This is a genomic window from Mycolicibacterium aurum, from assembly GCF_900637195.1.
Taxonomy (GTDB): Bacteria; Actinomycetota; Actinomycetes; order Mycobacteriales; family Mycobacteriaceae; genus Mycobacterium; species Mycobacterium aurum.
The window spans coordinates 3,376,291-3,399,891 of record NZ_LR134356.1 but is presented as its reverse complement, the minus strand read 5'-3'; the positions used below and the strand labels follow the sequence as shown (position 1 = coordinate 3,399,891).

General features: G+C 66.4%; 22 protein-coding genes and 1 tRNA gene. 15 read left to right on the top strand and 8 right to left on the bottom strand.

Annotation, left to right across the window (positions count from 1 at the left end):
* Positions 1-33 precede the first annotated feature (33 nt).
* Together polA and EL337_RS15945 are read left to right on the top strand one after the other, a co-directional pair.
* Entirely contained in the window at positions 34-2,775 is a 2,742-nt protein-coding gene (gene polA, locus EL337_RS15950; RefSeq protein WP_048631243.1) for a DNA polymerase I, read from the top strand.
* 14 nt (positions 2,776-2,789) lie between these two features.
* Entirely contained in the window at positions 2,790-3,596 is an 807-nt protein-coding gene (locus EL337_RS15945; protein ID WP_048631242.1) for an acyl-CoA thioesterase, read from the top strand.
* On the opposite strand, the gene EL337_RS15940 is transcribed toward EL337_RS15945, so the two are convergent.
* A complete protein-coding gene (locus tag EL337_RS15940; protein ID WP_048631241.1) occupies positions 3,581-4,225 on the bottom strand; it encodes a trimeric intracellular cation channel family protein in 645 nt (214 codons plus the stop codon). The genes EL337_RS15945 and EL337_RS15940 overlap by 16 nt on opposite strands.
* Before the next feature lie 40 nt (positions 4,226-4,265).
* Positions 4,266-5,441 carry a PrsW family intramembrane metalloprotease gene (locus tag EL337_RS15935; RefSeq protein ID WP_048631240.1) on the bottom strand — a complete coding sequence of 392 codons (1,176 nt, stop codon included), beginning with the start codon at positions 5,439-5,441 and terminating at the stop codon, positions 4,266-4,268.
* Positions 5,442-5,593: 152 nt separating this feature from the next.
* Between EL337_RS15935 and rpsA the strand changes: the two genes are divergently transcribed.
* Positions 5,594-7,039, top strand: coding sequence for a 30S ribosomal protein S1 (gene rpsA, locus EL337_RS15930; RefSeq protein WP_048631239.1), 1,446 nt, complete (start codon positions 5,594-5,596; stop codon positions 7,037-7,039).
* An 84-nt stretch (positions 7,040-7,123) separates the two neighbouring features.
* A complete protein-coding gene (coaE, locus tag EL337_RS15925) occupies positions 7,124-8,341 on the top strand; it encodes a dephospho-CoA kinase (protein ID WP_048631238.1) in 1,218 nt (405 codons plus the stop codon).
* Here the strand turns inward: coaE and EL337_RS15920 are convergent.
* Together EL337_RS15920 and EL337_RS15915 are read right to left on the bottom strand one after the other, a co-directional pair.
* Complete coding sequence (locus EL337_RS15920) at positions 8,338-8,874, bottom strand: hypothetical protein (RefSeq protein WP_109519800.1); 537 nt, start codon at positions 8,872-8,874, stop codon at positions 8,338-8,340. The genes coaE and EL337_RS15920 overlap by 4 nt on opposite strands.
* A gap of 19 nt (positions 8,875-8,893) precedes the next feature.
* Complete coding sequence (locus tag EL337_RS15915) at positions 8,894-9,400, bottom strand: ribonuclease FAU-1 family protein (protein ID WP_083442998.1); 507 nt, start codon at positions 9,398-9,400, stop codon at positions 8,894-8,896.
* A gap of 81 nt (positions 9,401-9,481) precedes the next feature.
* On the opposite strand from EL337_RS15915, the gene uvrB reads away from it, so the two are divergent.
* The 8 genes from uvrB (at position 9,482) to EL337_RS15875 (ending at position 16,124) form a co-directional block, all read left to right on the top strand.
* A complete protein-coding gene (gene uvrB / locus EL337_RS15910) occupies positions 9,482-11,644 on the top strand; it encodes an excinuclease ABC subunit UvrB (protein WP_048631236.1) in 2,163 nt (720 codons plus the stop codon).
* A 39-nt stretch (positions 11,645-11,683) separates the two neighbouring features.
* Positions 11,684-13,108, top strand: a complete 1,425-nt coding sequence (locus tag EL337_RS15905) for an MFS transporter (protein ID WP_048631235.1) — start codon at positions 11,684-11,686, stop codon at positions 13,106-13,108.
* Between the two features lie 120 nt (positions 13,109-13,228).
* Positions 13,229-13,299, top strand: a tRNA-Cys gene (locus EL337_RS15900).
* A 49-nt stretch (positions 13,300-13,348) separates the two neighbouring features.
* Positions 13,349-13,909, top strand: coding sequence for a TetR/AcrR family transcriptional regulator (locus EL337_RS15895; protein ID WP_109519799.1), 561 nt, complete (start codon positions 13,349-13,351; stop codon positions 13,907-13,909).
* A complete protein-coding gene (locus EL337_RS15890) occupies positions 13,906-14,232 on the top strand; it encodes a DMT family transporter (RefSeq protein WP_048631234.1) in 327 nt (108 codons plus the stop codon). Before EL337_RS15895 ends, EL337_RS15890 begins: the two co-directional genes overlap by 4 nt.
* Positions 14,232-14,552, top strand: coding sequence for a DMT family transporter (locus EL337_RS15885; RefSeq protein WP_197724281.1), 321 nt, complete (start codon positions 14,232-14,234; stop codon positions 14,550-14,552). Before EL337_RS15890 ends, EL337_RS15885 begins: the two co-directional genes overlap by 1 nt.
* A gap of 128 nt (positions 14,553-14,680) precedes the next feature.
* On the top strand, positions 14,681-15,358 hold the full coding sequence (locus EL337_RS15880) for a cutinase family protein (RefSeq protein WP_083442994.1): 678 nt from the start codon (positions 14,681-14,683) through the stop codon (positions 15,356-15,358).
* Between the two features lie 322 nt (positions 15,359-15,680).
* The gene (locus tag EL337_RS15875) at positions 15,681-16,124 is read left to right on the top strand and encodes a universal stress protein (RefSeq protein WP_048631231.1); all 444 of its coding nucleotides are present in this window, start codon (positions 15,681-15,683) and stop codon (positions 16,122-16,124) included.
* 55 nt (positions 16,125-16,179) lie between these two features.
* Here the strand turns inward: EL337_RS15875 and EL337_RS15870 are convergent, their stop codons facing one another.
* Positions 16,180-17,082: a fructose bisphosphate aldolase gene (locus EL337_RS15870; RefSeq protein WP_048631230.1), complete on the bottom strand. Its 903-nt coding sequence runs from the start codon at positions 17,080-17,082 to the stop codon at positions 16,180-16,182.
* 42 nt (positions 17,083-17,124) lie between these two features.
* Complete coding sequence (locus tag EL337_RS15865; RefSeq protein WP_048631229.1) at positions 17,125-17,802, bottom strand: MBL fold metallo-hydrolase; 678 nt, start codon at positions 17,800-17,802, stop codon at positions 17,125-17,127.
* A 173-nt stretch (positions 17,803-17,975) separates the two neighbouring features.
* Here EL337_RS15865 and uvrA point away from each other — a divergent pair, with 173 nt between their 5' ends.
* Together uvrA and EL337_RS15855 are read left to right on the top strand one after the other, a co-directional pair.
* Positions 17,976-20,879 (top strand): excinuclease ABC subunit UvrA, encoded by a 2,904-nt coding sequence (gene uvrA / locus EL337_RS15860; RefSeq protein WP_048631227.1) that lies wholly within the window; start codon positions 17,976-17,978, stop codon positions 20,877-20,879.
* Positions 20,880-20,891: 12 nt separating this feature from the next.
* Complete coding sequence (locus EL337_RS15855; protein WP_048631226.1) at positions 20,892-21,464, top strand: GNAT family N-acetyltransferase; 573 nt, start codon at positions 20,892-20,894, stop codon at positions 21,462-21,464.
* Positions 21,465-21,477: 13 nt separating this feature from the next.
* Here the strand turns inward: EL337_RS15855 and mbp1 are convergent, their stop codons facing one another.
* Together mbp1 and EL337_RS15845 are read right to left on the bottom strand one after the other, a co-directional pair.
* Entirely contained in the window at positions 21,478-21,708 is a 231-nt protein-coding gene (mbp1, locus tag EL337_RS15850; protein ID WP_048631225.1) for a microaggregate-binding protein 1, read from the bottom strand.
* Between the two features lie 70 nt (positions 21,709-21,778).
* Positions 21,779-22,975 carry a winged helix DNA-binding domain-containing protein gene (locus EL337_RS15845; protein WP_048631303.1) on the bottom strand — a complete coding sequence of 399 codons (1,197 nt, stop codon included), beginning with the start codon at positions 22,973-22,975 and terminating at the stop codon, positions 21,779-21,781.
* 132 nt (positions 22,976-23,107) lie between these two features.
* Between EL337_RS15845 and EL337_RS15840 the strand changes: the two genes are divergently transcribed.
* The gene (locus EL337_RS15840; RefSeq protein ID WP_048631224.1) at positions 23,108-23,599 is read left to right on the top strand and encodes a lipoprotein LpqH; all 492 of its coding nucleotides are present in this window, start codon (positions 23,108-23,110) and stop codon (positions 23,597-23,599) included.
* Positions 23,600-23,601: the final 2 nt, after the last annotated feature.

Here is a 23,601-nt window from a genome sequence, read left to right as displayed (position 1 = left end):
CCGGCTGTCACACCGGGTGCCTAGAGTGAACCCGTGAGCCCAGCCAAGACTGCATCGGAGACTCGATCGGCTTCCAAGGCCGGTAAGCCGGCCGCTGACGACAAGCCGACGCTGATGCTCCTCGACGGCAACTCCCTGGCGTTTCGGGCCTTCTACGCACTCCCCGCCGAGAACTTCAAGACCCAGGGTGGCCTGACCACCAACGCGGTCTACGGCTTCACCGCGATGCTGATCAACCTGCTGCGCGACGAGCAGCCCAGCCACATCGCGGCGGCGTTCGACGTATCCCGTCAGACGTTCCGGTTGGAGAAGTACCCCGAGTACAAGGCGGGACGGTCGGCCACCCCCGACGAATTCCGCGGGCAGATCGACATCACCAAGGAAGTCCTCGGTGCGCTCGGCATCACCGTGCTCGCCGAGGCCGGATTCGAGGCCGACGACGTCATCGCGACGCTGGCCACCCAGGCCGAGGACGAGGGCTACCGCGTCCTCGTGGTCACCGGTGACCGGGATTCGCTGCAGCTGGTCAGCGACGACGTCACGGTGCTCTACCCCCGCAAGGGCGTCAGCGAGCTCACCCGGTTCACGCCCGAGGCGGTGCTGGAGAAGTACGGGCTCACTCCGACGCAGTACCCGGACTTCGCTGCCCTGCGCGGCGACCCGAGTGACAATCTTCCCGGCATTCCCGGTGTAGGGGAGAAGACGGCGACGAAGTGGATCGCCGAATACGGTTCACTGCTGTCGCTGGTCGACAACGTCGACAAGGTCAAGGGCAAGGTCGGCGATGCGTTGCGCGCCAACCTGTCCAGCGTCCTGCTCAACCGTGAGCTGACGGATCTGGTGAAGAGTGTGCCGTTGGCGCAGACCCCCGACACGCTGCGGATGCAGCCGTGGGATCGCGACCAGATCCACCGCCTGTTCGACGACCTGGAGTTCCGCGTCCTGCGTGACCGGTTGTTCGACACCCTGGCGTCGGCGGACCCCGAGGTCGAGGAGGGGTTCGATGTGCGCGGCGGTGCGCTGGAGCCGGGCACGCTGTCAGGCTGGCTCGCCGACCACTCCGACGGTCGACGGTTCGGGCTGGCGGTGGTGGGCAACCACCTGGCTTTCGACAGCGACGCAACCGCGGTGGCGTTGGTGGCCCCCGACGGCGACGGACGGTACCTCGACACCACCCGGCTCGATCCGGCCGACGAAGCCGCCCTGTCGTCGTGGCTTTCCGACCCCGATGTGCCGAAGGCGCTGCACGAAGCCAAGCTCGCCATGCACGATCTCCTCGGCAGGGGCTGGACCCTGGCCGGCGTCACGTCCGACACCGCGCTGGCCGCCTACCTGGTGCGGCCCGGCCAGCGCAGTTTCGCGCTCGACGACCTGTCACTGCGCTACCTGAAGCGGGAGTTACGCGCGGACAACCCGGAGCAGCAGCAGCTTTCCCTGCTCGACGACAGTGACGGCGTCGACGACCAGGCGGTGCAGACGCTGCTGCTGCGGGCCGGTGCGGTCAGGGATCTTGCGGACGCGCTCGACGAGGAACTGGCGCGGATCGATTCGTCGGCGCTTCTGGGAAGTATGGAGTTGCCCGTGCAACGGGTGCTCGCGGAGCTCGAGACTGCGGGCATCGCCGTTGATCTGGAAATGCTCTCGCAGCTGCAGAGTGAGTTCGCGAACCAGATCCGTGACGCCGCCGAAGCGGCCTACGGCGTGATCGGCAAGCAGATCAACCTCGGGTCGCCGAAGCAGTTGCAGGTCGTGCTCTTCGACGAGTTGGAGATGCCGAAGACCAAGCGCACCAAGACCGGATACACCACCGACGCGGATGCGTTGCAGTCGCTGTTCGACAAGACCGGGCACCCGTTCCTGCAGCACATGCTCGCCCATCGCGACGCCACCCGCCTGAAGGTGACCGTCGACGGGCTGCTCAACGCCGTCGGGTCGGACGGGCGAATCCACACCACGTTCAACCAGACCATCGCCGCCACTGGGCGGCTCTCGTCGACCGAGCCGAACCTGCAGAACATCCCGATCCGCACCGAGGCGGGCCGCCGTATCCGGGACGCCTTCGTGGTCGGCAAGGGTTACACCGAGTTGATGACGGCCGACTACAGCCAGATCGAGATGCGGATCATGGCTCACCTGTCGCAGGACGAGGGCCTCATCGAGGCGTTCAACACCGGCGAGGATCTGCATTCGTTCGTGGCGTCGCGGGCCTTCTCGGTACCGATCGACGAGGTCACCGCAGAACTACGCCGCCGGGTGAAGGCGATGTCTTACGGCCTGGCCTACGGTCTGAGTGCCTACGGTCTCGCGGCGCAGCTGAAGATCAGCACCGAAGAGGCCAAAGAGCAGATGGAGCAGTACTTCGCGCGCTTCGGCGGTATCCGCGACTACCTGCGCGACGTCGTCGACCAGGCCCGCAAGGACGGCTACACGTCGACGGTGTTCGGCAGGCGCCGCTATCTTCCGGAGCTGGACAGCAGCAACCGCAACGTCCGGGAGGCCGCCGAGCGGGCGGCGCTCAACGCGCCGATCCAGGGCAGTGCCGCCGACATCATCAAGGTCGCGATGATCAACGTCGACCGGGCCATCAAAGAAGCCGGCCTGGCGTCGCGCATGCTGCTCCAGGTGCACGACGAGCTGCTGTTCGAGGTGGCCGACGGGGAGCGGGACGCGCTGGAGGAGCTGGTGCGCGAGCACATGGGCAGCGCGTACCCGCTCAATGTGCAGCTGGAGGTCTCGGTCGGGTACGGCCGCAGCTGGGACTCCGCGGCGCACTGATCCAGGAGACTTCTGTGACGGTGCACCCATTCGACGAGGCGATCACCCTCGAGGCAGGCGAGCCGGGTTGGGTACGAGGCCAGACCCATGCGGAGTGGGCGAACATGGTCGGGCCCTTCGGTGGTGTCACTGCCGCCGCGCTCGTGCGGGCCATCCAGACCCATCCCGAACGCATCGGAGAGCCCGTCGCGCTCACGGTGAACTTCGCCGCGCCCGTCGTCGACGGAACATTCGACATCGCGGTGAAGGTGGTCCGCACGAACCGCACCAACCAGCACTGGCTGGTGGAGTTGTGGCAGGACGGCGCTCTGCGGACGAACGCCACCGCTGTGTTCGGTCATCGCCGTGACACCTGGTCGGACACCGAGCGCCCGCCGGTGACCGCGCCGGAACCCGACACGATCACGCCGACCGGGCTCCCCGACATGGTCGTCTGGGCACGCAACTACGAGATGCGCTACGTCGAGGGCGCCATCCCGGGACCGGGCGCGCAGCCGCAGCAGTCATCGACCACCACGATGTGGGCGCGCGACCGGCTGACCCGCGGTCTGGACTTCGCGTCGCTGACCGCGATGAGCGACATCTTCTATCCGCGCGTGTTCCTCCGGCGCGGTGCACCCTCGCCCGCCGGGACCATCTCGCTGACCACCTACTTCCACGCCGACGGTGCCGAGCTCGATGCCGCGGGCGGCGACTACGTGCTGTGCCGCGCATACGCGAACCGGTTCGCGCGCGGCTACTTCGACCAGTCCGGGGAGATCTGGAGCAGGTCCGGAGCGTTGCTGGCCACCACACACCAGTTGGTCTATTTCAAAGATTGAGCATGCTCGCGGACGTGGTTGATCAGTTCCCGCGGAGCGGTCGGCAACCGCCAGTGGAAGGTGATGGCCGCAAGCCTCAGGAGCGTGGCCACCAGGGACCCGGCCACCACCCCGAGGGTCTGGGGGCCGAACTGGTCGATCGCGACATAGATCACCGATCCGAGCACCGCCGGCGCGGCGTACATGTCGTCGGGACCCATCACCAGCGGCACCTCCCGCGCGACCACGTCGCGCATGACGCTGCCCGCGACGGCGGACAGCACTCCGAGCACAACAGCCGCGAACCACGACGCGCCGTGATCGATCGAGATGGCCGCGCCCGATGTCGCGAAGAACCACATGCCGACGGCGTCCAGGACCAGCACCAGCTTGTTCAGCCTGATGACGGCTTTGGTGAACACGGTGGTCAGCAGCGACATCGCCAGACAGATGGTGATCTCCTGCCAATGCTGCAGCGATGCCGGAGGGTCGAGATCCAGCAGAAGGTCACGCAGCACCCCGCCGCCGACACCGGTCAGCACAGCAAGGGTGGCGATGCCGAACAGGTCGAACCCCTTCCGCACCCCGACCACGGCACCGGAAGCGGCGAGCACGGCGATGGCCACGTAATCGACGAGATGTTGGATCACGCCCGCACCGTAGAAGCCGAGTCTGAACCCTGACTGGCAGTCAGGCCCCGGGAGAGTGGAAACCCGCCATCCGCTGCAGCGCGGGTGATGCGGCCCTGGCCGCATACACGGCGTAGGTCTCCTCGGTGAGCAGGGCCGTCACCCGCGGATCGCCGAAACCGCGATCGATGCGATCCCGGACGAACGCCAGCTCGATGACCTGATGAGCGAACCGCCTGACCGACTCGCCGGCCTCTTTGCCGCCGAACCTGGTGGCCTCGGCGACCGCGGCTTTGCGTGTCGTGAGCGAGCGCAACCACGTCGCCTCGTTGGCAGTGACGATGCCCGCGGCGACCATGCCGGGGAGTTTCTCGGCGACGATGCGCTGTTCGCGGCGCCGACTCTGGACGGCGAGGACGATCGCGAGGCCGAAGACAGGCATCATCCAGAACACGTAGGTGCCGAAGTACGCGCCGACACCCAGCAGTGACGAGCCGTTCCACATGGCGTGCAGCACCACCGCGCCGGCATACCCGAGCAGGATGCACCCCGTCTTGGCGAGCGCGCTGCGCTGGTGCAGCGCGTACCAGACACCGAGGGCGAACATCGTGGTGAACAGAGAATGCGCGAACGGTCCCATGACCAGCCGCAGCGCGGCGGTGAACAGCGACTCGGACAGCGATTCGCCGTTGGCGATGTAGAGGATGTCCTCCAGCCAGGCGAATCCGGCTCCGACGAGGCCCGCATACACCAGACAGTCGGTCAGCGAGTTCATCTCTCTGCGACGCGCACCGGTCATCATCAGCAGCAGGAACAGGCCCTTCGCGGCTTCCTCGGTGAGCGGTGCGCCGAGGACGAGCGTGAACGCGCTGGTGCCGGTGGCGGCCGGATCGACAGCGGGGTTGAGCCAGGCGTCGAGGACGATCTGAAGTACCGCGGAGATGATCACCGCGACCGAGGTGCCCCAGATGAACGCGAACACCAGCAGCCGCGGGGGTTCGGGTTCCCACCGGTCGAGCCACAGGTAGGCCAGCACCACCACCGCCATCGCGACGCTCGACAGCACGAATCCGACGGCGGTGCCCACCGGATTGGCCAAGGTCAGGACGATGACGATCAGACCGGCGAGCGTGCCGAGCCCGATCAACACCCCGAGGGGCGCTCCGACCTTGCGGACGCGGCGTGCGAACGGCGCACCGAATTGATGGGGGGCTTGGGGTGCGCCGGCGTAGGACACAGGAGCAGGGTAGCGGTTAATCGGAGCGGGTTTGTCCTGCGTGGACCCCGTCGAGTAGCCTTGACAAGTACCTGTGTGCGCATCACGACCGGGTGCAACCACGAAACATCACATTGTCCCTACGATTCAACCTGTCCGGAGCAACCCACCACATGCCAAGTCCCTCCGTCACGTCTCCGCAAGTAGCCCTCAACGACATCGGCTCCGCGGAGGATTTCCTCGCCGCCATCGACAAGACCATCAAATACTTCAACGATGGCGACATCGTCGAAGGGACCATCGTCAAGGTCGATCGCGATGAAGTCTTGCTCGACATCGGCTACAAGACCGAAGGTGTCATCCCTTCCCGCGAGCTCTCCATCAAGCACGACGTCGACCCCAATGAGGTTGTGTCCGTCGGCGACGAGGTCGAAGCTCTCGTTCTCACCAAAGAGGACAAAGAAGGCCGCCTCATCCTGTCCAAGAAGCGCGCTCAGTACGAGCGGGCCTGGGGCACCATCGAGGAGCTCAAGGAGAAGGACGAGGCCGTCAAGGGCACCGTCATCGAGGTCGTCAAGGGCGGCCTGATCCTCGACATCGGCCTGCGCGGCTTCCTGCCCGCGTCGCTGGTCGAGATGCGTCGCGTCCGCGATCTTCAGCCGTACATCGGCAAGGAGATCGAGGCCAAGATCATCGAGCTCGACAAGAACCGCAACAACGTGGTGCTGTCGCGCCGCGCATGGCTGGAGCAGACGCAAAGCGAAGTTCGTAGTGAGTTCTTGAACCAGCTCACCAAGGGCGCCATCCGCAAGGGTGTCGTGTCCTCCATCGTCAACTTCGGCGCGTTCGTCGATCTCGGCGGTGTCGACGGCCTGGTTCACGTCTCCGAGCTGTCGTGGAAGCACATCGACCATCCGTCCGAGGTCGTCCAGGTCGGCGACGAGGTCACCGTCGAGGTACTCGACGTCGACATGGATCGCGAGCGGGTGTCGTTGTCGCTCAAGGCAACTCAGGAAGACCCGTGGCGTCACTTCGCCCGTACCCACGCGATCGGTCAGATCGTTCCGGGCAAGGTCACCAAGCTGGTGCCGTTCGGTGCATTCGTCCGCGTCGAAGAGGGCATCGAGGGTCTGGTGCACATCTCCGAGCTGTCCGAGCGTCACGTCGAGGTTCCGGACCAGGTGGTCCAGGTCGGCGACGACGCGATGGTCAAGGTCATCGACATCGACCTGGAGCGTCGCCGGATCTCGCTGAGCCTCAAGCAGGCCAACGAGGACTACTCCGACGAGTTCGAGGCCTGGAAGTACGGCATGGCCGACAGCTACGACGATGCGGGCAACTACATCTTCCCCGAGGGCTTCGACGCCGACACCAACGAGTGGCTCGAAGGCTTCGAGAAGCAGCGTGACGAGTGGGAGGCGCGGTACGCCGAGGCCGAGCGCCGCCACAAGATGCACACTGCACAGATGGAGAAGTTCGCCGCTGCCGAGGCTGCCGAGGCTGCCAAGCCGGCCAGCAGCGCTTCGTCGTCCCGCTCGGAGGAGCCGTCCAGCGGTGGCTCCCTGGCCAGCGATGCCCAGCTCGCTGCTCTGCGTGAGAAGCTCGCAGGCAACGCCTAATTCGCTACACGATCGACGGCCCCGGCTCATCACGAGCCGGGGCCGTCGTCGTCGTAGCCACAGCCCTCCTGACACACTGGTGCCGTGCTACGTATTGGGTTGACCGGAGGAATCGGAGCGGGCAAGTCGACGGTGTCCGCCACGTTCAGTGAGCTCGGCGGCGTCGTCGTCGATGGGGACGTCATCGCCCGCGAAGTCGTCGAACCGGGTACGCCCGGCTTGGCCGGCCTGGTGGACGCGTTCGGCGACGAGATCCTGCTGCCCGACGGAGCGCTGAACAGACCCGCTCTCGCGGCGATCGCGTTCAGCGACGAGGAGAAGCGGCAGACCCTGAACGGCATCGTGCATCCGCTTGTCGCGCACCGGCGTTCGGAGCTGATCTCGGCCGCCGCCTCGGACGCGGTGATCGTCGAGGACATCCCGCTGCTGGTGGAATCGCAGATGGCGCCGATGTTCCCCCTTGTGGTCATCGTGCACGCCGACCCGGAGCTGCGCGTGAAGCGGCTCATCGAATACCGGAACTTCACCGAAGAGGATGCGCGGGCCCGGATCGCCGCGCAGGCCACCGAGGAGCAGCGCCGCGCGGTCGCCGACGTCTGGCTGGACAACTCGGGAAGCGCCGCAGATCTCGTCGGAAAGGCTCGGGCGTTGTGGCACGAGCGCATCCGGCCGTTCGCCGACAATGTCGAAGCCGGTCGACCGGCGCACGCGGTACCCCATCTGGTGCCTGCGGATCCGGACTGGGCCGCGCAGGCGCAGCGCATCCTCGCGCGGCTGCGGACCACTTTCGGGCATCGCGCGACTCGGGTCGACCACATCGGCTCCACCGCGATCCCTGGGCTGGACGCCAAGGACGTGATCGACATCCAGGTGAGCGTTGCCGCCCTGGATGTGGCCGACGAGGTGTCCGACGCGCTGCTGGCGGCCGGGTATGTCGGTACGCCGATCACGAGCGACACCGGCAAGCCGGATGCGCGAAGCACCGTGCCGGAGTTCGATCACACCGACGCCGACCACCTGTGGCACAAGAGGCTGTACTGCTCCGCCGATCCGGGCCGCCCGACCAATGTGCATGTGCGAGTCGACGGTTGGCCCAATCAGCAATTCGCTCTGCTGTTCGCCGACTGGCTGGCGGCCAATCCCGCGGTGCGGTCCGACTACCAGGAGCTCAAGCGCCGGGTCGCCGCCCAGGGACACCTGACCACGGGCGCGTACGCCGAGGCGAAGGAGCCCTGGTTCCTCGACGCCTACCGCAGGGCGTGGGAGTGGGCGGACACCGCCGGCTGGCGGCCCGGCGCCTAAGCGGGAGGCGGCGGCGCCGGTTCGACCGGCGGCGGGGGTGGGGGCGGATCGACCGGCGACACGTTCGCGAGGCCGCTCACGGGAGCTTCACACGTCAGCGCACCGTAGTCGGGATCGTCTCGTTGCGGGAGCACGCGGGGTGCGATGAAGTCGTCGGCCTGGGCGACGACGGCGTCGTCGACGAGGATCTCGCAGTGCAGGTTTGCCGAGTACGGCCAGTCGATGGACAGTCGCAGGTTGGCGACATCCGAGCCGGGCAACACCGTCATGACCTCGAATACCCGGCCGGGAACCATCGTCGGGTTGGCGGTCTGCAACCGGGCATCCTCGCCGCGGTAGACCACGGTCGCCCCTCGCGACACCCCGTCCACCCGCACGCGGTAGGTCACGTTGTGCAGCACTTCCGGCGCCGGGGTTTCGACTTCGGGCTGCGGGTCGGGTTGGGCCGATGCGCTACCGGGGAAGACCGCCATTGCGGACAGCGCGACCGCCGCACCGGCGACCACCGCACCGGTGGTGCGCGTCCGTCTCATCGCACTCACAGCCGCAAGTCTAGGCGTCGCGCCACGTCAGGGCCATGCCGATGGCCGACAGCCACCGATGCAGGTCGTAGTCGTGGCGGGCCAGCGCGTCGACGGTGGCGACCGCGGTGCGGATGGCGCTCTCGCCGGCTTCGGGGCTGAGCAGGCCGGACGCGACTGCGGCCAGCAGCTCGTCGACGTCGGCCAACTCGACGTCGCGGCCGGTGCGCAGCACCAGATCGAGGTAGTGGTCCTCGCCGTGCCATACGGACGGGCCGGGGGAGTAGACGCCGACGTCGAGGTAGAAATCCTGGTCCCGCTCATAGCCGGGGTTGAAGTGGAACACGGTCACCCGCAGTCCCAGCGACGGCAGTAGCCACGACTCGAGGTAGTGAAACTGCGCGCGTCCCGGCGCCGGCCGAGCCATGTAGAGGCCCCACGGCGCGACGGTATAGACATCCACCGCCCTGACGACGCCTTTCGGGTCGGTGTTGGTGCCGCCCGAAAGGTCGAATATCTCGTGCTTGGGAGCGTGAATGCCGTCCACAATAGATCCTCACGAGTCCGGTGAGGACCCGGCGGAACAGAAGTTGTCGGACGGTGGTTCTACCCTGGTGAAATGGCTTTCGCGACCGAACACCCCGTGCTCGCGCACTCCGAACACCGCCCGGTCGACCAGATCGTGCGCGCAGGCGGCCGCTTCGAGGTGGTCAGCGAGTTCGAACCCGCCGGTGACCAGCCCGCAGCCATCGACGACCTGGAGCGCCGCATTCGCGGCGGCGAGCGCGACGTCGTCCTTCTCGGGGCCACCGGTACCGGCAAATCCGCCACCACCGCGTGGCTGGTCGAGCGCCTCCAGCGTCCCACGCTCGTGATGGCGCCCAACAAGACCCTGGCCGCCCAGCTTGCCAACGAGCTTCGAGAGATGTTGCCGCACAACGCAGTCGAGTACTTCGTCTCGTACTACGACTATTACCAGCCCGAGGCGTACATCGCGCAGACCGACACCTACATCGAGAAGGACAGCTCGATCAACGACGATGTCGAACGGCTGCGGCACTCGGCGACATCCAGCCTGTTGTCCCGCCGCGATGTCGTGGTGGTGGCGTCGGTGTCCTGTATCTACGGCCTCGGCACGCCGCAGTCGTACCTGGACCGGTCGGTGGAACTGAACGTCGGCGACGAAGTGCCACGCGATGCTCTGCTGCGCCTACTGGTCGACGTGCAGTACAACCGCAACGACGTCTCGTTCACCCGGGGATCGTTCCGGGTGCGCGGGGACACGGTCGAGATCATCCCGTCCTACGAAGAACTCGCCGTGCGCATCGAGTACTTCGGCGACGAGATCGAGGCGCTCTATTACATGCATCCCCTCACGGGCGACGTGGTCCGCAAGGTCGACTCGCTGCGGGTCTTCCCGGCCACCCACTACGTGGCCGGTCCCGAGCGCATGGCGGCGGCCATCTCGTCGATCGAGAAGGAGCTGGAGGAGCGGCTGGCGGAGCTGGAGGGCCAGGGCAAGTTGCTCGAAGCCCAGCGGCTGCGGATGCGGACCAACTACGACGTCGAGATGATGCGCCAGGTCGGCTTCTGTTCCGGCATCGAGAACTACTCGCGCCATATCGACGGTCGGGGGCCGGGTACCGCACCGGCGACGCTGATCGACTACTTCCCGGAGGACTTCCTGCTGGTCATCGACGAGTCGCACGTGACGGTGCCGCAGATCGGCGGCATGTACGAAGGCGACATGTCGCGTAAGCGCAACCTCGTCGACTTCGGCTTCCGCCTGCCGTCCGCCGTCGACAACCGCCCACTGACGTGGGAGGAGTTCGCCGACCGGATCGGTCAGACCGTGTACCTGTCCGCGACACCCGGTGCGTACGAGCTCAGCCAGGCCGGCGGCGAGTTCGTCGAGCAGGTCATCCGCCCCACCGGTCTGGTCGACCCGCAGGTCATCGTCAAGCCCACCAAGGGCCAGATCGACGACCTGATCGGCGAAATCCGCAAGCGCACCGAACGCGACGAACGTGTGCTGGTCACCACCCTGACGAAGAAGATGGCCGAAGACCTCACCGACTATCTGCTCGAGATGGGCATCCGGGTGCGGTATCTGCACTCGGAGGTCGACACGCTGCGCCGCGTCGAGCTGCTGCGTCAGCTGCGGCTGGGGGAGTACGACGTGCTCATCGGCATCAACCTGCTGCGGGAGGGCCTCGACCTGCCCGAGGTGTCGCTGGTGGCGATCCTCGACGCCGACAAGGAAGGCTTCCTGCGGTCGCCGCGCAGCCTGATTCAGACCATCGGTCGCGCGGCGCGAAACGTCTCCGGCGAAGTCCACATGTATGCCGACAAGATCACCGATTCGATGCAGCAGGCCATCGAGGAGACCGATCGCCGCCGCACCAAGCAGATCGCCTACAACGTGGCGCACGGGGTGGATCCCCAGCCGTTGCGCAAGAAGATCGCCGACATTCTCGACCAGGTGTATCGGGAAGCCGACGACACCGACGCCACCGTCGACGTGGGTGGATCGGGGCGCAACGCCTCCAGGGGCAGGCGCGCGCAGGGTGAACCGGGCCGGGCCGTCAGCGCGGGCGTGTACGAGGGTCGCGACACCTCCAACATGCCGCGCGCCGAGCTGGCCGATCTCATCAAGGACCTCACCGCGCAGATGATGGCCGCGGCGCGGGATCTGCAGTTCGAATTGGCCGGCCGAATCCGGGACGAGATCGCCGACCTGAAGAAGGAGCTTCGCGGCATGGATGCGGCCGGTCTCAAATGAGTTGATCTCAACCCATGTTGAGGTCGTACCGTCAACGCCGTGACTGACACCGCACTGCCTGCGCACCCGGCCACCGGCAGCTGGCGCGAACTGCTCGGCCCGAGGAACCTCGGCGCCTCCACGGTGCTCGCCGGTGGTGTCGCGCTGTACGCGACCAACGAGTTCCTCACCATCAGCCTGATGCCCAGTGCGGTGGCCGACATCGGGGGCCAGCGTTTCTATGCCTGGGTGACGACGGTCTATCTGGTCGGATCGGTGATGGCCGCGACCACCGTGCATTCGGTGTTGATGCGTCTTGGCCCGCGCTGGGCATATCTGTTGGGACTGAGTGTGTTCGGTCTGGGCAGCTTGGGCTGCGCGGTCGCACCGAGCATGGAAGCCCTGCTGGCGGGTCGCACCGTGCAGGGCGCCGCGGGCGGACTGCTCGCCGGTCTGGGCTACGCGGTCATCAACACCGCGTTGCCCAGCCATCTGTGGACGAAGGCGTCGGCGCTGGTGTCCGCCATGTGGGGGGTCGGCACCCTTGTCGGCCCGGCTGCGGGCGGTCTGTTCGCCCAATACAGCTCGTGGCGTTGGGCATTCGGGGTTCTCGTGGTGATGACCACGGCGATGTCGCTGCTGGTTCCGTTGGCGCTGCCCGGTCGCGAGGCCGCGACCCCGAACGTGCCTCGGGAACGCGTCCGGATCCCGCTCGCGGGCCTGCTTCTTCTCGGCGCGGCCGCGCTGTTGGTCAGTGCCGCCGGGATACCGCACGACGTGCGCGCCACCGCGGGGTTGGTGGCAGCGGGCTTCGCGCTGGTGGGTGTGTTCCTGGTCGTCGACCGGAAGGTGACCGCAGCGGTGTTGCCGCCCAGCGCGTGGGGCAGCGGCCCGCTGAAGTGGATCTACCTGACGCTGGGTGTCCTGATGGCCGCCACCATGGTCGACATGTACGTGCCGCTGTTCGGTCAGCGGCTCGCCCACCTGTCGCCGGTCGCCGCGGGCTTTCTCGCGGCGGGATTGGCTATCGGCTGGACCGTCGGTGAGATCAGCAGTGCCTCGTTGAGTCGCCAGCGCCTGATCGTGCGAATCGTCGCGGTCGCTCCGGTGGTGATGGCAGTCGGCTTGGCCATCGGCGCGCTGACCCAACGTGACGATGCATCACCGGCGGTGGTGGCCGCGTGGGCCGCGGGGTTGGTGGTCAGCGGCGCCGGCATCGGTATCGCGTGGCCGCACCTGTCGGCGTGGGCGATGGGCAAGGTGGACGATCCCGCGGAGGGACCCGCCGCTGCGGCGGCGATAAACACCGTGCAGGTGATCTCGGCGGCGTTCGGTGCGGCGCTGGCCGGTGTCGTCGTCAACGTCACCGACACCGGTGACGCCACCGCGGCGCGCTGGCTCTTCGGCAGTTTCGCGGTGCTCGCTGCCGTCGCGACGGTTGCGGCGGTGCGCAGTGGGCGCCCGCCGGCGGTGAAGACACCGTAAGTGCATCGAGGACCGTCGATGTCGTCGAACGTCACGATACGAAACACGAGTCGGCAGAACCGATCACCCTGATTCGAACCCTGTGCGCGCTGGGCACGTGATGGCACTGTCGGCTGCAGTGCGGGTGTGGCTGAGTGGCTAGGCACCGGCCTGCAAAGCCGTTTACACGGGTTCGAATCCCGTCATCCGCTCGCACGGGCGCACCGATTTACTTTACCAACCGGATGGTAAAGTAAATCGGTGCCGCCGACTCTGCCGCGCGGACGCCCGTCGTCTGCCGCCGCCATTCTCGACACCGCCCGTGCCCTGCTCGACGAGGGCCGGACTGTCTCCCTGGACTCCGTCGCTCAAGCGTCGGGATTGTCCAAACCCGGTCTGATGTATCACTTTCCGACCAAGTCGGCGTTGATGGACGCCTTGGTCGATCACGTGGTCGACTCTCAGGAGCGGGAACTCTCGAGCTTTCTCGCCGTGCCGCTCGATCAGGCGACAGCGCGGCAGCGCCTCGGTGCGTACGTGCGGTGGGCTCTGTTGAGCCGACACTGCCGTTCCGATCTCGTGATGCTCAGCGACCCGAAGCTGGGCGACCGCATGCTCGCGCGGTGGACCGAGCGTTTCGATCAGTGGGTGCAGGTGCCCGCCGACGCATCCCCGGATGAGCAGGCGCGGTTGCACGCCGCCCGCCTGCTCGCCGACGGAGCCTGGCTGGCGGATTCCTCGAACACGTTTCCGCTGAGCTCTGACGAACGGCCCCAAGTGCTTTCGGTGGCCCTGGATCTATTGGGGGAGGAGTCGCGATGACCTGGCTTCTGTTGATACTCGCCATCTCCAGTGAGGTGGCCGCCACGTTGTCGCTGAAAGGATCGGATACCGTACCGGCGCTCTACGTGGTGGTGGTCCTCGGCTACGTCGCGTCGTTCGTGTTTCTCGCCCTCGTGCTCCGGCGTGGACTTGGACTTGGTGTGGCCTACGGGATCTGGGCCGCAACCGGGGTCGCTCTCACCGCGGTGCTCTCCGCGGTCCTGTTCGGGGAAGCGCTGACCACTGTGATGATCCTCGGACTGGGATGCATCATCGCGGGCGTCGTGCTGGTGGAGACCGGTTCGCGCGTGGAGACGGAATGATGCAGTACCTGCTACTGATCGCCGCCATCGCGTGCGAGGTCACCGGGACACTGGCGCTCCGGGTGGCGGCCAGGGGACGGAACGCCTTCTACGTCGTGGTGCTCGTCGGCTACGTGCTGGCCTTCACGTCGTTGTGGGCCTCGCTACGGCAAGGTATGCCACTCGGCATCGCCTACGGCATCTGGGCGGCGGCAGGGGTTGCGTTGACTGCGGTCGCGTCCCGGTTCCTGTTCCAGGAACCGCTGACGCGAAAAATGATCGGCGGCATCACGTTGATCATCCTCGGTGTCCTTCTCGTGGAACTGGGCGCCGGTCTCTAGATCCGTCGCGTGATTATCCTCACCTCCGCGGCGCCTCAGCCAGTCTTGCAACACAGAAGCGCAACCGTTGCGTCACCATTGCGTCGCGGTCTAGATCAAATTTGCTAGATCTGTGTCAGCGTTGTCGCGTGCTCGCACGCCAGGTGGCCCGATTACTAGGTAGTGCGGTGGTGACAGCGTGGGCCCTGTCGTTCTCCACCGCCACCGCTCCCGTTGCTGTCGCTGCGTCCTGTCCGGATGTCGAAGTTGTTTTCGCCCGCGGGACCTCTGACCCGCCGGGGATCGGGTTCGTCGGCAGACAGTTCGTCACCGCACTCAAGAAGTCACTACCGGGCAAGACGGTAAATGTGTATCCGGTCAATTATCCGGCCAGTTGGAACTTCTCGAAATCGACCAGTGCCGGGGCGGTCGATGCCAACAAGCACGTGCAATACATCGCGGGGATGTGCCCCAAGACCAAGATCGTGCTCGGCGGGATGTCCCAGGGGGCAGGCGTGATCGACCTGATCACCATCGGCAACCGCACCATCTGGTTCTTCACGCCCTCGCCGTTGCCGGACTCGATGGTCAACCACGTCGCGGCGATCGCTGTGTTCGGCAATCCATCACGCGACATCTCCACCCTGGGACCGCTGACCAAGATCAGCCCGCTGTACGGCAGCAAGGCCATCGACATGTGTGCCAACGGCGATCCCTACTGCTCCAAGGGCAACGACTTCTTCGCCCATTTCGCCTACCCGTGGAACGGAATGGTCAACGAGGCGGCCACCTTCGCCGCCGGCCGAGTTCTCGGTCGCGACAGCTGATCCGAATGCCTTGTTCCACAATGCTTGTTGGGTCGAAGCCGCTGTCGGTCGACGGGCCGGAACCGGCCACCCGAGCGTGGCGGACAGCGGTGTCCTCCGCGCGAGTGGATCGATGATGACATCGGTTGGCTCAGTGCGAAATTGCGGTAGGTGTGCGGTCGGTGTACGCCCCGTCACGTCACACCGGGCAAGGTGATGTTGGGTGCGCGGCATGGACGAATCCAGGGGAAATGCGGTCGATGTGTGGTGATTCGCACCCCTGTTCGCCGGTTAGCGGGTTACTGTCTCGGTTGGCCTTACAACTGACACTGGGAGGATATGGATGACCGCCTATCAGACGGTGGTGGTTGGGACGGACGGATCCGATTCGTCGCTGCGTGCCGTGGACCGTGCCGGTCAGATCGCTGCGGGCGCGCACGCGAAGCTGGTCGTCGCGACGGCCTACTTCCCGCAGAGCGAGGATGCCCGAGCCGCCGATGTGCTCAAGGACGAGGGTTACAAGATGTCCGGCAATGCGCCGATCTACGCGATCCTGCGGGAGGCGAAAGATCGCGCGAAGGCCGCCGGCGCCGAGAACATCGAGGAGAAGGCGGTCGTCGGAGCACCTGTCGACGCACTCGTCGAGTTGGCCGAGGAAGTCAACGCCGACCTGCTGGTCGTCGGCAACGTCGGACTGAGCACGATCGCGGGCCGCCTGCTCGGCTCGGTCCCCGCGAACGTGGCACGGCGCTCCAAGACCGACGTGCTCATCGTTCACACGTCCTGATCCACCACAGACGAACGACCCCGGACCGGCTTTGCCGACCCGGGGTCGTCGTGTGTCAGGAGGCGGACGCCTTGGCGATCGTCGCGATGGCCGCGTCCAGTGCCGCGTTGAACTCCTCGTCGCTCTGTTGCGCCGACAGCCCTTCGGTGAGCGCGCGCGAGAAGCTGGCGATGACGCCGTTGTTGGCTGAGAGCTTCTCGCAGGCGTCGTCGCGGTTGTAGCCACCCGACAACGCCACCACGCGCAGCACCTTCGGGTGCTCGACCAGTTCGCGGTAGTGGTTGTCCACGTCGGGCAGCGTCAGCTTCAGCATGACGTCCTGGCCGTCGCCCAGCTTGCCGAGTTCGGTGAGGATCGCGGACTTCAATTGATCCTCGGCCTTGGCCTTCTCGGGGCTGTGGATGTCCACCTCGGGTTCGATGATCGGGATCAGACCCGCAGCGAGGATCTGCTTGCCGACCTCGAACTGCTGGGCCACGACGGCGTCGAGGCCGGCACCGGGGAGCTTGATCACCGAGCGCATCTTGGTGCCGAACACGCCTTTCGCGCTGGCGCGGGCAAGCAGGTCGTCGAGGCCGGGGATCGGCTTCATGAGCTGCGCACCGTCCTTCTCGTCGGCCAGACCCTTGTCCACCTTCAGGAACGGCACGATCTGCTTGACGTTCCACAGATAGTCGGCGGTGTCTCGGCCCTCGATCTGGCGATCCATGGTGTCCTCGAAAAGGATGGCCCCGAGGATGCGGTCGCCGTCGAAGCTGGGGCTGGTGATGATGCGTGACCGCATCTGGTGCACCAGGTCGAACATCGCTGTCTCGTCGATGGCGCCAGCGTCACCGGAGTATTCGTCCTCGGCGATGCCGTACAGCTTCAAGGCCTTGGGCGTGCTGCCGCCGCTCTGGTCGAGCGCCGCAATGAACCCGGTGCCACGCTGCACCTTGTTGAACTGATCGCTATTCATGATCCCTTCCTGATTTCCTCAGCGGTTTTCTCACACCGCTGTTCACCAACCCCGTTCGCGCCATTCGCCCAGGTGCGGGCGTTCGGTCCCGAGCGTCGTATCGTCGCCGTGCCCCGGATACACGACGGTCTGGTCGGAGAAGACGTCGAACACCCGGCTGCTGACGTCGCCGAGCAGCTGTTCGAAGTCGCCGTCCTTCCAGGTTTTGCCGACTCCGCCGGGGAACAGGCAGTCACCCGTGAACAGGTGCACCCGGTCGTCGGTGGCCGCACCGCTCAGCGCCAGCGCCACCGAGCCGGGGGTGTGCCCGCGCAGGTGGATGACGTCGAAGGTCAGCTCACCGACGGTGAGGGTGTCGCCGCCGGCCAGCAGTCGGTCGGGTGTCACCGGCAGCGGACCGGCGTCGAGGCTGTGCGCGGCCGTCGGCACGCCGGTGGAGTCCACGACCTCCTGCAGCGCCATCCAGTGGTCCTGATGCTGGTGGGTGGTCACGATCAGCGACAGCGTCGGGGCGTACCGTTCGATCAGCTCAAGCAGGATCTCCGGTTCGTTGGCGGCGTCGATGAGTAACGTCTCACCGGTGTGGGAACAGGTCACGAGGTAGGCGTTGTTGTCCATGGGGCCCACCGACACTTTGGTGATCGATGCACCGGGCAAGGCCCGCCGCGCAGCAGTGTGCGGCTCGACGTGGCCGGTGTAGTTGTCGCTGACGTCCGTCATGGTGACTCACGTTACTTCCCTGTTTGGAGGCGTCGTCGAGGCCATCACCCACCGTGGGACCCGCTCGGCTGAGGACTTGTCGGTGGGCGGACTTAGCATGGTTCTGTACTGCGCCCACTCGGCGAATTCGATGTGTAAATGGCATGTGATTGCAAGGATCAGAGAGGGCATCGGTGGCTGACCGCCTAGTTGTCAAAGGTGCCCGGGAGCACAATCTGCGCGGAGTCGACCTGGATCTGCCGCGCGACGCGTTGATCGTGTTCACCGGGCTGTCCGGGTCGGGTAAGTCGTCGCTGGCGTTCGACACCATCTTCGCCGAGGGGCAGCGCCGGTACGTCGAGTCGCTGTCGGCGTATGCACGCCAGTTCCTCGGGCAGATGGACAAACCCGATGTGGACTTCATCGAAGGCCTGTCACCCGCGGTGTCGATCGACCAGAAATCCACCAATCGGAACCCACGCTCGACCGTCGGCACCATCACCGAGGTCTACGACTACCTGCGCCTCCTCTACGCCAGGGCCGGCACGCCGCACTGCCCGGTGTGCGGTGAGCGCATCGCCCGCCAGACCCCTCAGCAGATCGTCGACCAGGTGCTGGCCATGGACGAGGGATTGCGGTTCCAGGTGCTCGCGCCGGTGGTCCGTACCCGCAAGGGCGAGTTCGTGGACCTGTTCGACAAGTTGAACACCCAGGGCTACAGCCGGGTACGGGTCGACGGCGTGGTTCATTCGCTCACCGATCCGCCGAAGCTGAAGAAGCAGGAGAAACACGACATCGAGGTCGTGGTCGACCGGCTCACCGTCAAGGCGTCGTCCAAGCAGCGTCTCACCGACTCCGTGGAGACCGCGCTCAACCTCGCCGACGGCATCGTCGTGCTCGAATTCGTCGACCGGGAAGAGGACCACCCGCATCGCGAGCAGCGCTTCTCCGAGAAGTTGGCCTGTCCCAACGGCCACCCGCTGGCCGTCGACGACCTGGAGCCACGGTCGTTCTCGTTCAACTCGCCCTACGGCGCCTGCCCGGAATGCGTCGGCCTCGGCGTCAAGAAGGAAGTCGACCCCGACCTCGTCGTCCCCGATCCCGATCTGACGCTGGCCGAAGGCGCCATCGCCCCGTGGTCGATGGGTCACACCGCCGAGTACTTCACCAGGATGCTGTCAGGTCTGGGGGACCAACTCGGATTCGACGTGAACACCCCGTGGAAGAAGCTGCCGGCCAAATCGCGCAGGGCCATCCTGGAGGGCTGCGACGAGCAGGTTCACGTGCGCTACAAGAACCGCTACGGACGCACGCGGTCGTACTACGCGGACTTCGAGGGCGTCATGGCGTTCCTGCACCGCCGTATGGAGCAGACCGACTCCGAGCAGATGAAGGAACGCCTCGAAGGGTTCATGCGCGACGTGCCGTGCCCGGAATGCAACGGCACCCGGCTCAAACCCGAGATCCTCGCCGTGACGATGACCGCAGGGAACTTCGGGCCCAAGTCCATCGCCGAGGTCGCCGAGCTGTCGATCGCCGAATGCGCGGAGTTCCTCAATGCGCTCACCCTCGGCACCAGGGAAGCCGCCATCGCCGGTCAGGTGCTCAAAGAGATCCAGTCGCGGCTGGGCTTCCTGCTCGACGTCGGCTTGGACTACCTGTCCCTGTCCCGGGCCGCCGGGACGCTGTCCGGCGGTGAGGCGCAACGCATCCGACTTGCGACGCAGATCGGATCGGGGCTCGTCGGCGTGCTCTACGTACTGGACGAGCCGTCGATCGGGCTGCACCAGCGCGACAACCGCAGGCTGATCGACACTCTGGTGCGCCTGCGCGACCTCGGCAACACCCTGATCGTCGTCGAACACGATCTCGACACCATCGCCCACGCCGACTGGGTCGTCGACATCGGCCCCGCTGCCGGCGAGCACGGCGGCCAGATCGTGCACAGCGGCACGTACGAGGACCTGCTCAATAACCCCGAGTCGATCACCGGGGCCTATCTGTCGGGCAAGGAAGAGATCGAGGTCCCCGAGCTTCGACGGGTCGCCGACAAGAAACGGCAGCTCACCGTCGTCGGGGCGCGGGAACACAACCTGCGCGGAATCGACGTGGCGTTCCCGCTGGGCGTGTTGACCTCGGTCACCGGCGTCTCCGGTTCCGGTAAATCGACCCTGGTCAACGACATCCTGGCGTCGGTGCTGGCCAACAAGCTCAACGGCGCCCGGCAGGTCCCCGGTCGGCACACCCGGATCAACGGACTCGATCACCTGGACAAGCTGGTCCGGGTGGACCAGTCACCTATCGGGCGGACGCCGCGGTCCAACCCGGCGACCTACACCGGGGTGTTCGACAAGATCCGCACCCTGTTCGCCGCGACCACGGAGGCGAAGGTCCGCGGCTACCAGCCCGGCCGGTTCTCGTTCAACGTCAAGGGTGGTCGGTGCGAGGCCTGCTCCGGTGACGGCACCATCAAGATCGAGATGAACTTCCTGCCCGACGTGTACGTCCCCTGCGAGGTGTGCCAGGGCGCGCGGTACAACCGCGAAACCCTGGAGGTGCATTACAAGGGCAAGACCATCGCCGAGGTGCTCGACATGTCGATCGAAGAGGCGGCCGAGTTCTTTGCGCCCATCACGTCCATTCACCGCTACCTCAGGACACTGGTGGACGTGGGTCTGGGATACGTGCGACTGGGCCAGCCGGCGCCGACGCTGTCGGGCGGTGAGGCGCAGCGCGTGAAGCTGGCTTCCGAACTGCAGAAGCGTTCGACCGGCCGCACCATCTACATCCTCGACGAGCCCACCACCGGCCTGCACTTCGAGGACATCCGGAAACTGCTGACGGTGATCAATGGCCTTGTGGACAAAGGCAATACGGTGATCGTCATCGAACACAACCTCGACGTGATCAAGACCTCGGACTGGATCATCGACATGGGACCCGAGGGTGGTTCCGGCGGCGGGATGGTGGTCGCCGAGGGCACGCCGGAGGATGTCGCGGTCAACGCCGACAGCTACACCGGGCATTTCCTGGCCGACACGCTGGGGATGGCACGGCCAAAGCCCAAGTCGCGCAGCCGAAGGAAGGTCAGCGCATAGCGCTGCACGCGGATGGCCGATGTCGAGGCAACAGCCGTACCTGAGGTCCGGCCCACCACCGCGGCCGATATCGACGCCATCACGGCAATCTATGCGCACCACGTTCTCACCGGTGTCGCCACGTTCGAGGTCGAGCCGCCCGACCGCGGCGAGATGCACAGCCGGTTCGTCTCGGTCCGCGACCGCGGGTTGCCTTTTCTGACAGCGCTTCTCGACCACGACGTGGTGGGCTACGCCTACTGCGCGCCGTGGAAAACCCGGCCGGCCTACCGGCACACGGTCGAGGACTCCATCTATCTCGCTCCGCATGCGGCCGGGCGGGGGGTCGGCGGCAGCCTCCTCGACGCATTATTGGACGGCTGCCTGCGCACCGGCATCCGGCAGGTGATCGCCGTGGTCGTCGATGCCGACGCAGATGCGTCGCTGGCGTTGCACCGGCGCCGCGGGTTCGTCGATGCCGGCCGGCTCACGAAGGTGGGGTTCAAGCACGGTCGATGGCTCGACACCATGCTGCTGCAGCGGTCTCTCCCAGACGACGACGCGCCGCCAGTCAGGCCCGGTGACGGGCAGACTGGCGGCGCGTGAGTCTTGCGAAGAGTTACTCGGCTGCCTTCTGACGAGCCTCGGCGGCTTTTGCTTCCGCACGCGAGGCTTCCGCCTCGGCTTCCTTCTTGGCTACGTCGCGCTCGGCGTCGGCCTTGTCCTGCTGGGCGCGGCCTTCTTCACGCAGGGTGTCATTGTCGCTGACAATGCCGGCGACCTCTTTGGCCTTGCCCTTGACATCCTCGACGACGCCCTTCACAGCATTCTCCGGTCCACTGTCGCCCATGACGACTCCTTTCGTTGCGTGGTCAACGTGTCCGGTACCCACTTCGCTTTGTGGATGAAACGCGGTGTGATCAAGATTGCTGCGCCGGCAGGCTCGCGTTCTGTGCCTTGCACAGGGGCGACGGGAATCGGGGGTTGACCCGCACCCCACCGAGCCATGCAGTGAGCTCCTCGGCGCGTTCTGACAGTTGCTTGCCGGTGCGACGTCCCACGTCTTCGAGCAGTGACAGCGTCACCCTGCCCGCACTGTCCTGCTGCCACGCGCCCACCACGCGCCCGTTCACCCACACAGTCGGGCCCGCATTACCGTTTCGGTCGAAAACCTGGCTGCGGTGCGGCCCCAGATACCAGTCGCGGCCGAACCATCCCATCGTCGTGACGTCGAGCCCGGGCAGCAGTGCGCACCACGGCTCCGCGGGCGGTTCGGGGGCGTCGTCACCCGGAAGGACGAAGCCGGACGTGCCGTGCATGTCCACTTCGACCGCGTCGATGTCGGCCAGCGCCTGACTGGCCCAGCCGAGAGTGTTGCCGAACCACCACTTGATATCGGTCTCGGTGGCGGGTCCGAAGGCGTGCAACCAGCGCCGCACCAGTTCGGCCCGGGCCAGCCCGCTGTTCACGGGATCGGCTGGGGCCAGCCACTGTTCGGTCGCGGCCCAGAGCGGACGCGACGTGGTCCAGCGTCCGTCGTTCGGGCCGCGGACGATGTCTCCTCGCGCGGAGAGCACCGTCAGTACCCGCGGTGCCAGGTGTCCCTGGCCGCCGTAGGGCTTGCCCGGCGCCGGGTCATAGGTGCCGGTCAGCTGGGGCAGCGCCTCGCGGAGTTGCCGGGCAGTCGATGGTCCCACCCTGCGGAGGTGGCGAAGCACGGCTGCACACGCCGTTTCCAACCACTGCTCGCCGTCGGACGCGACGCCCGCGCCCACCACGTCGGACGCCAGGCGCCGCGACTCGTTACCGGCCACCCGGTCGCTGGCCGCCGCCTGGATCGCCGGCAGATCGTGCGCTTGCACCACCCACAGGGTGCGGCGCATGGCGAGGTGTTTGACCAGCGAGTGGCTCCGGTAGAGCGCCGTGTCGAGGTCGTCGACGGTGATCCCGGGCATGCGTGCCCACAACGACAGGTAGGGGGTGGCCGGATCGGTGGCATGCAGACCCACCAGCTGCGCGGTGACGGCCTCGACGGAACCGGACCGGTCGGAATCGGGAGCCAGGCGATGGCGCCGGGCCAGCCGGGCGCGCCGCTGCTCGTGGGTGAAGGACCGCATCACGGCGCTCATCGGCCGAACCGTACCTGCGGGCACCGACAGGCCGAAAAATTGGGATCGGTAGCGGTGGGGCCCGGCTTCACTTCATCACGACGACGCCACCGAGGCGACGCACGAACGAAGGGAAAAGCGATGAAGCGAGTTGTCGCGAGTGTGATCGGTCTGGCCGCGGGTGCCGCCATCATGGTGGGCTGCTCCGACGACAAGGGCGCGCCCGCCGAGAGCACAGCGGCGGAGAGCCCACAGACCTCCGCGGTCGCCAGTGGTGGGACGACCGAGGTCAAGGTCGACGGCGCTGATCTTGCAGGGCTGGACCTGAACTCGGTGACCTGCGTCAAGCAGGCCGGAAAGATCAATGTGGCCAGCGGCGCGATCGGCGGACAGCAGGGACTGGGCATCGTCATGACCGACGAGGCGACCCCGGTCGTCGAGTCCCTGGGCATGGTGGTGGACGGCAACGCGCTCGCGGTCGCCAACGCCATGGGCGCCAAGACCGGTTCGGCCGAGGTCACGGTCGACGGCGACACCTACACCATCGCCGGCGAAGCGGTCGGCGCAGACATGAGCAATCCGATGGCGGGCATGATCACCAAACCGTTCACGGTGACGGTGACCTGCAGCTGAGC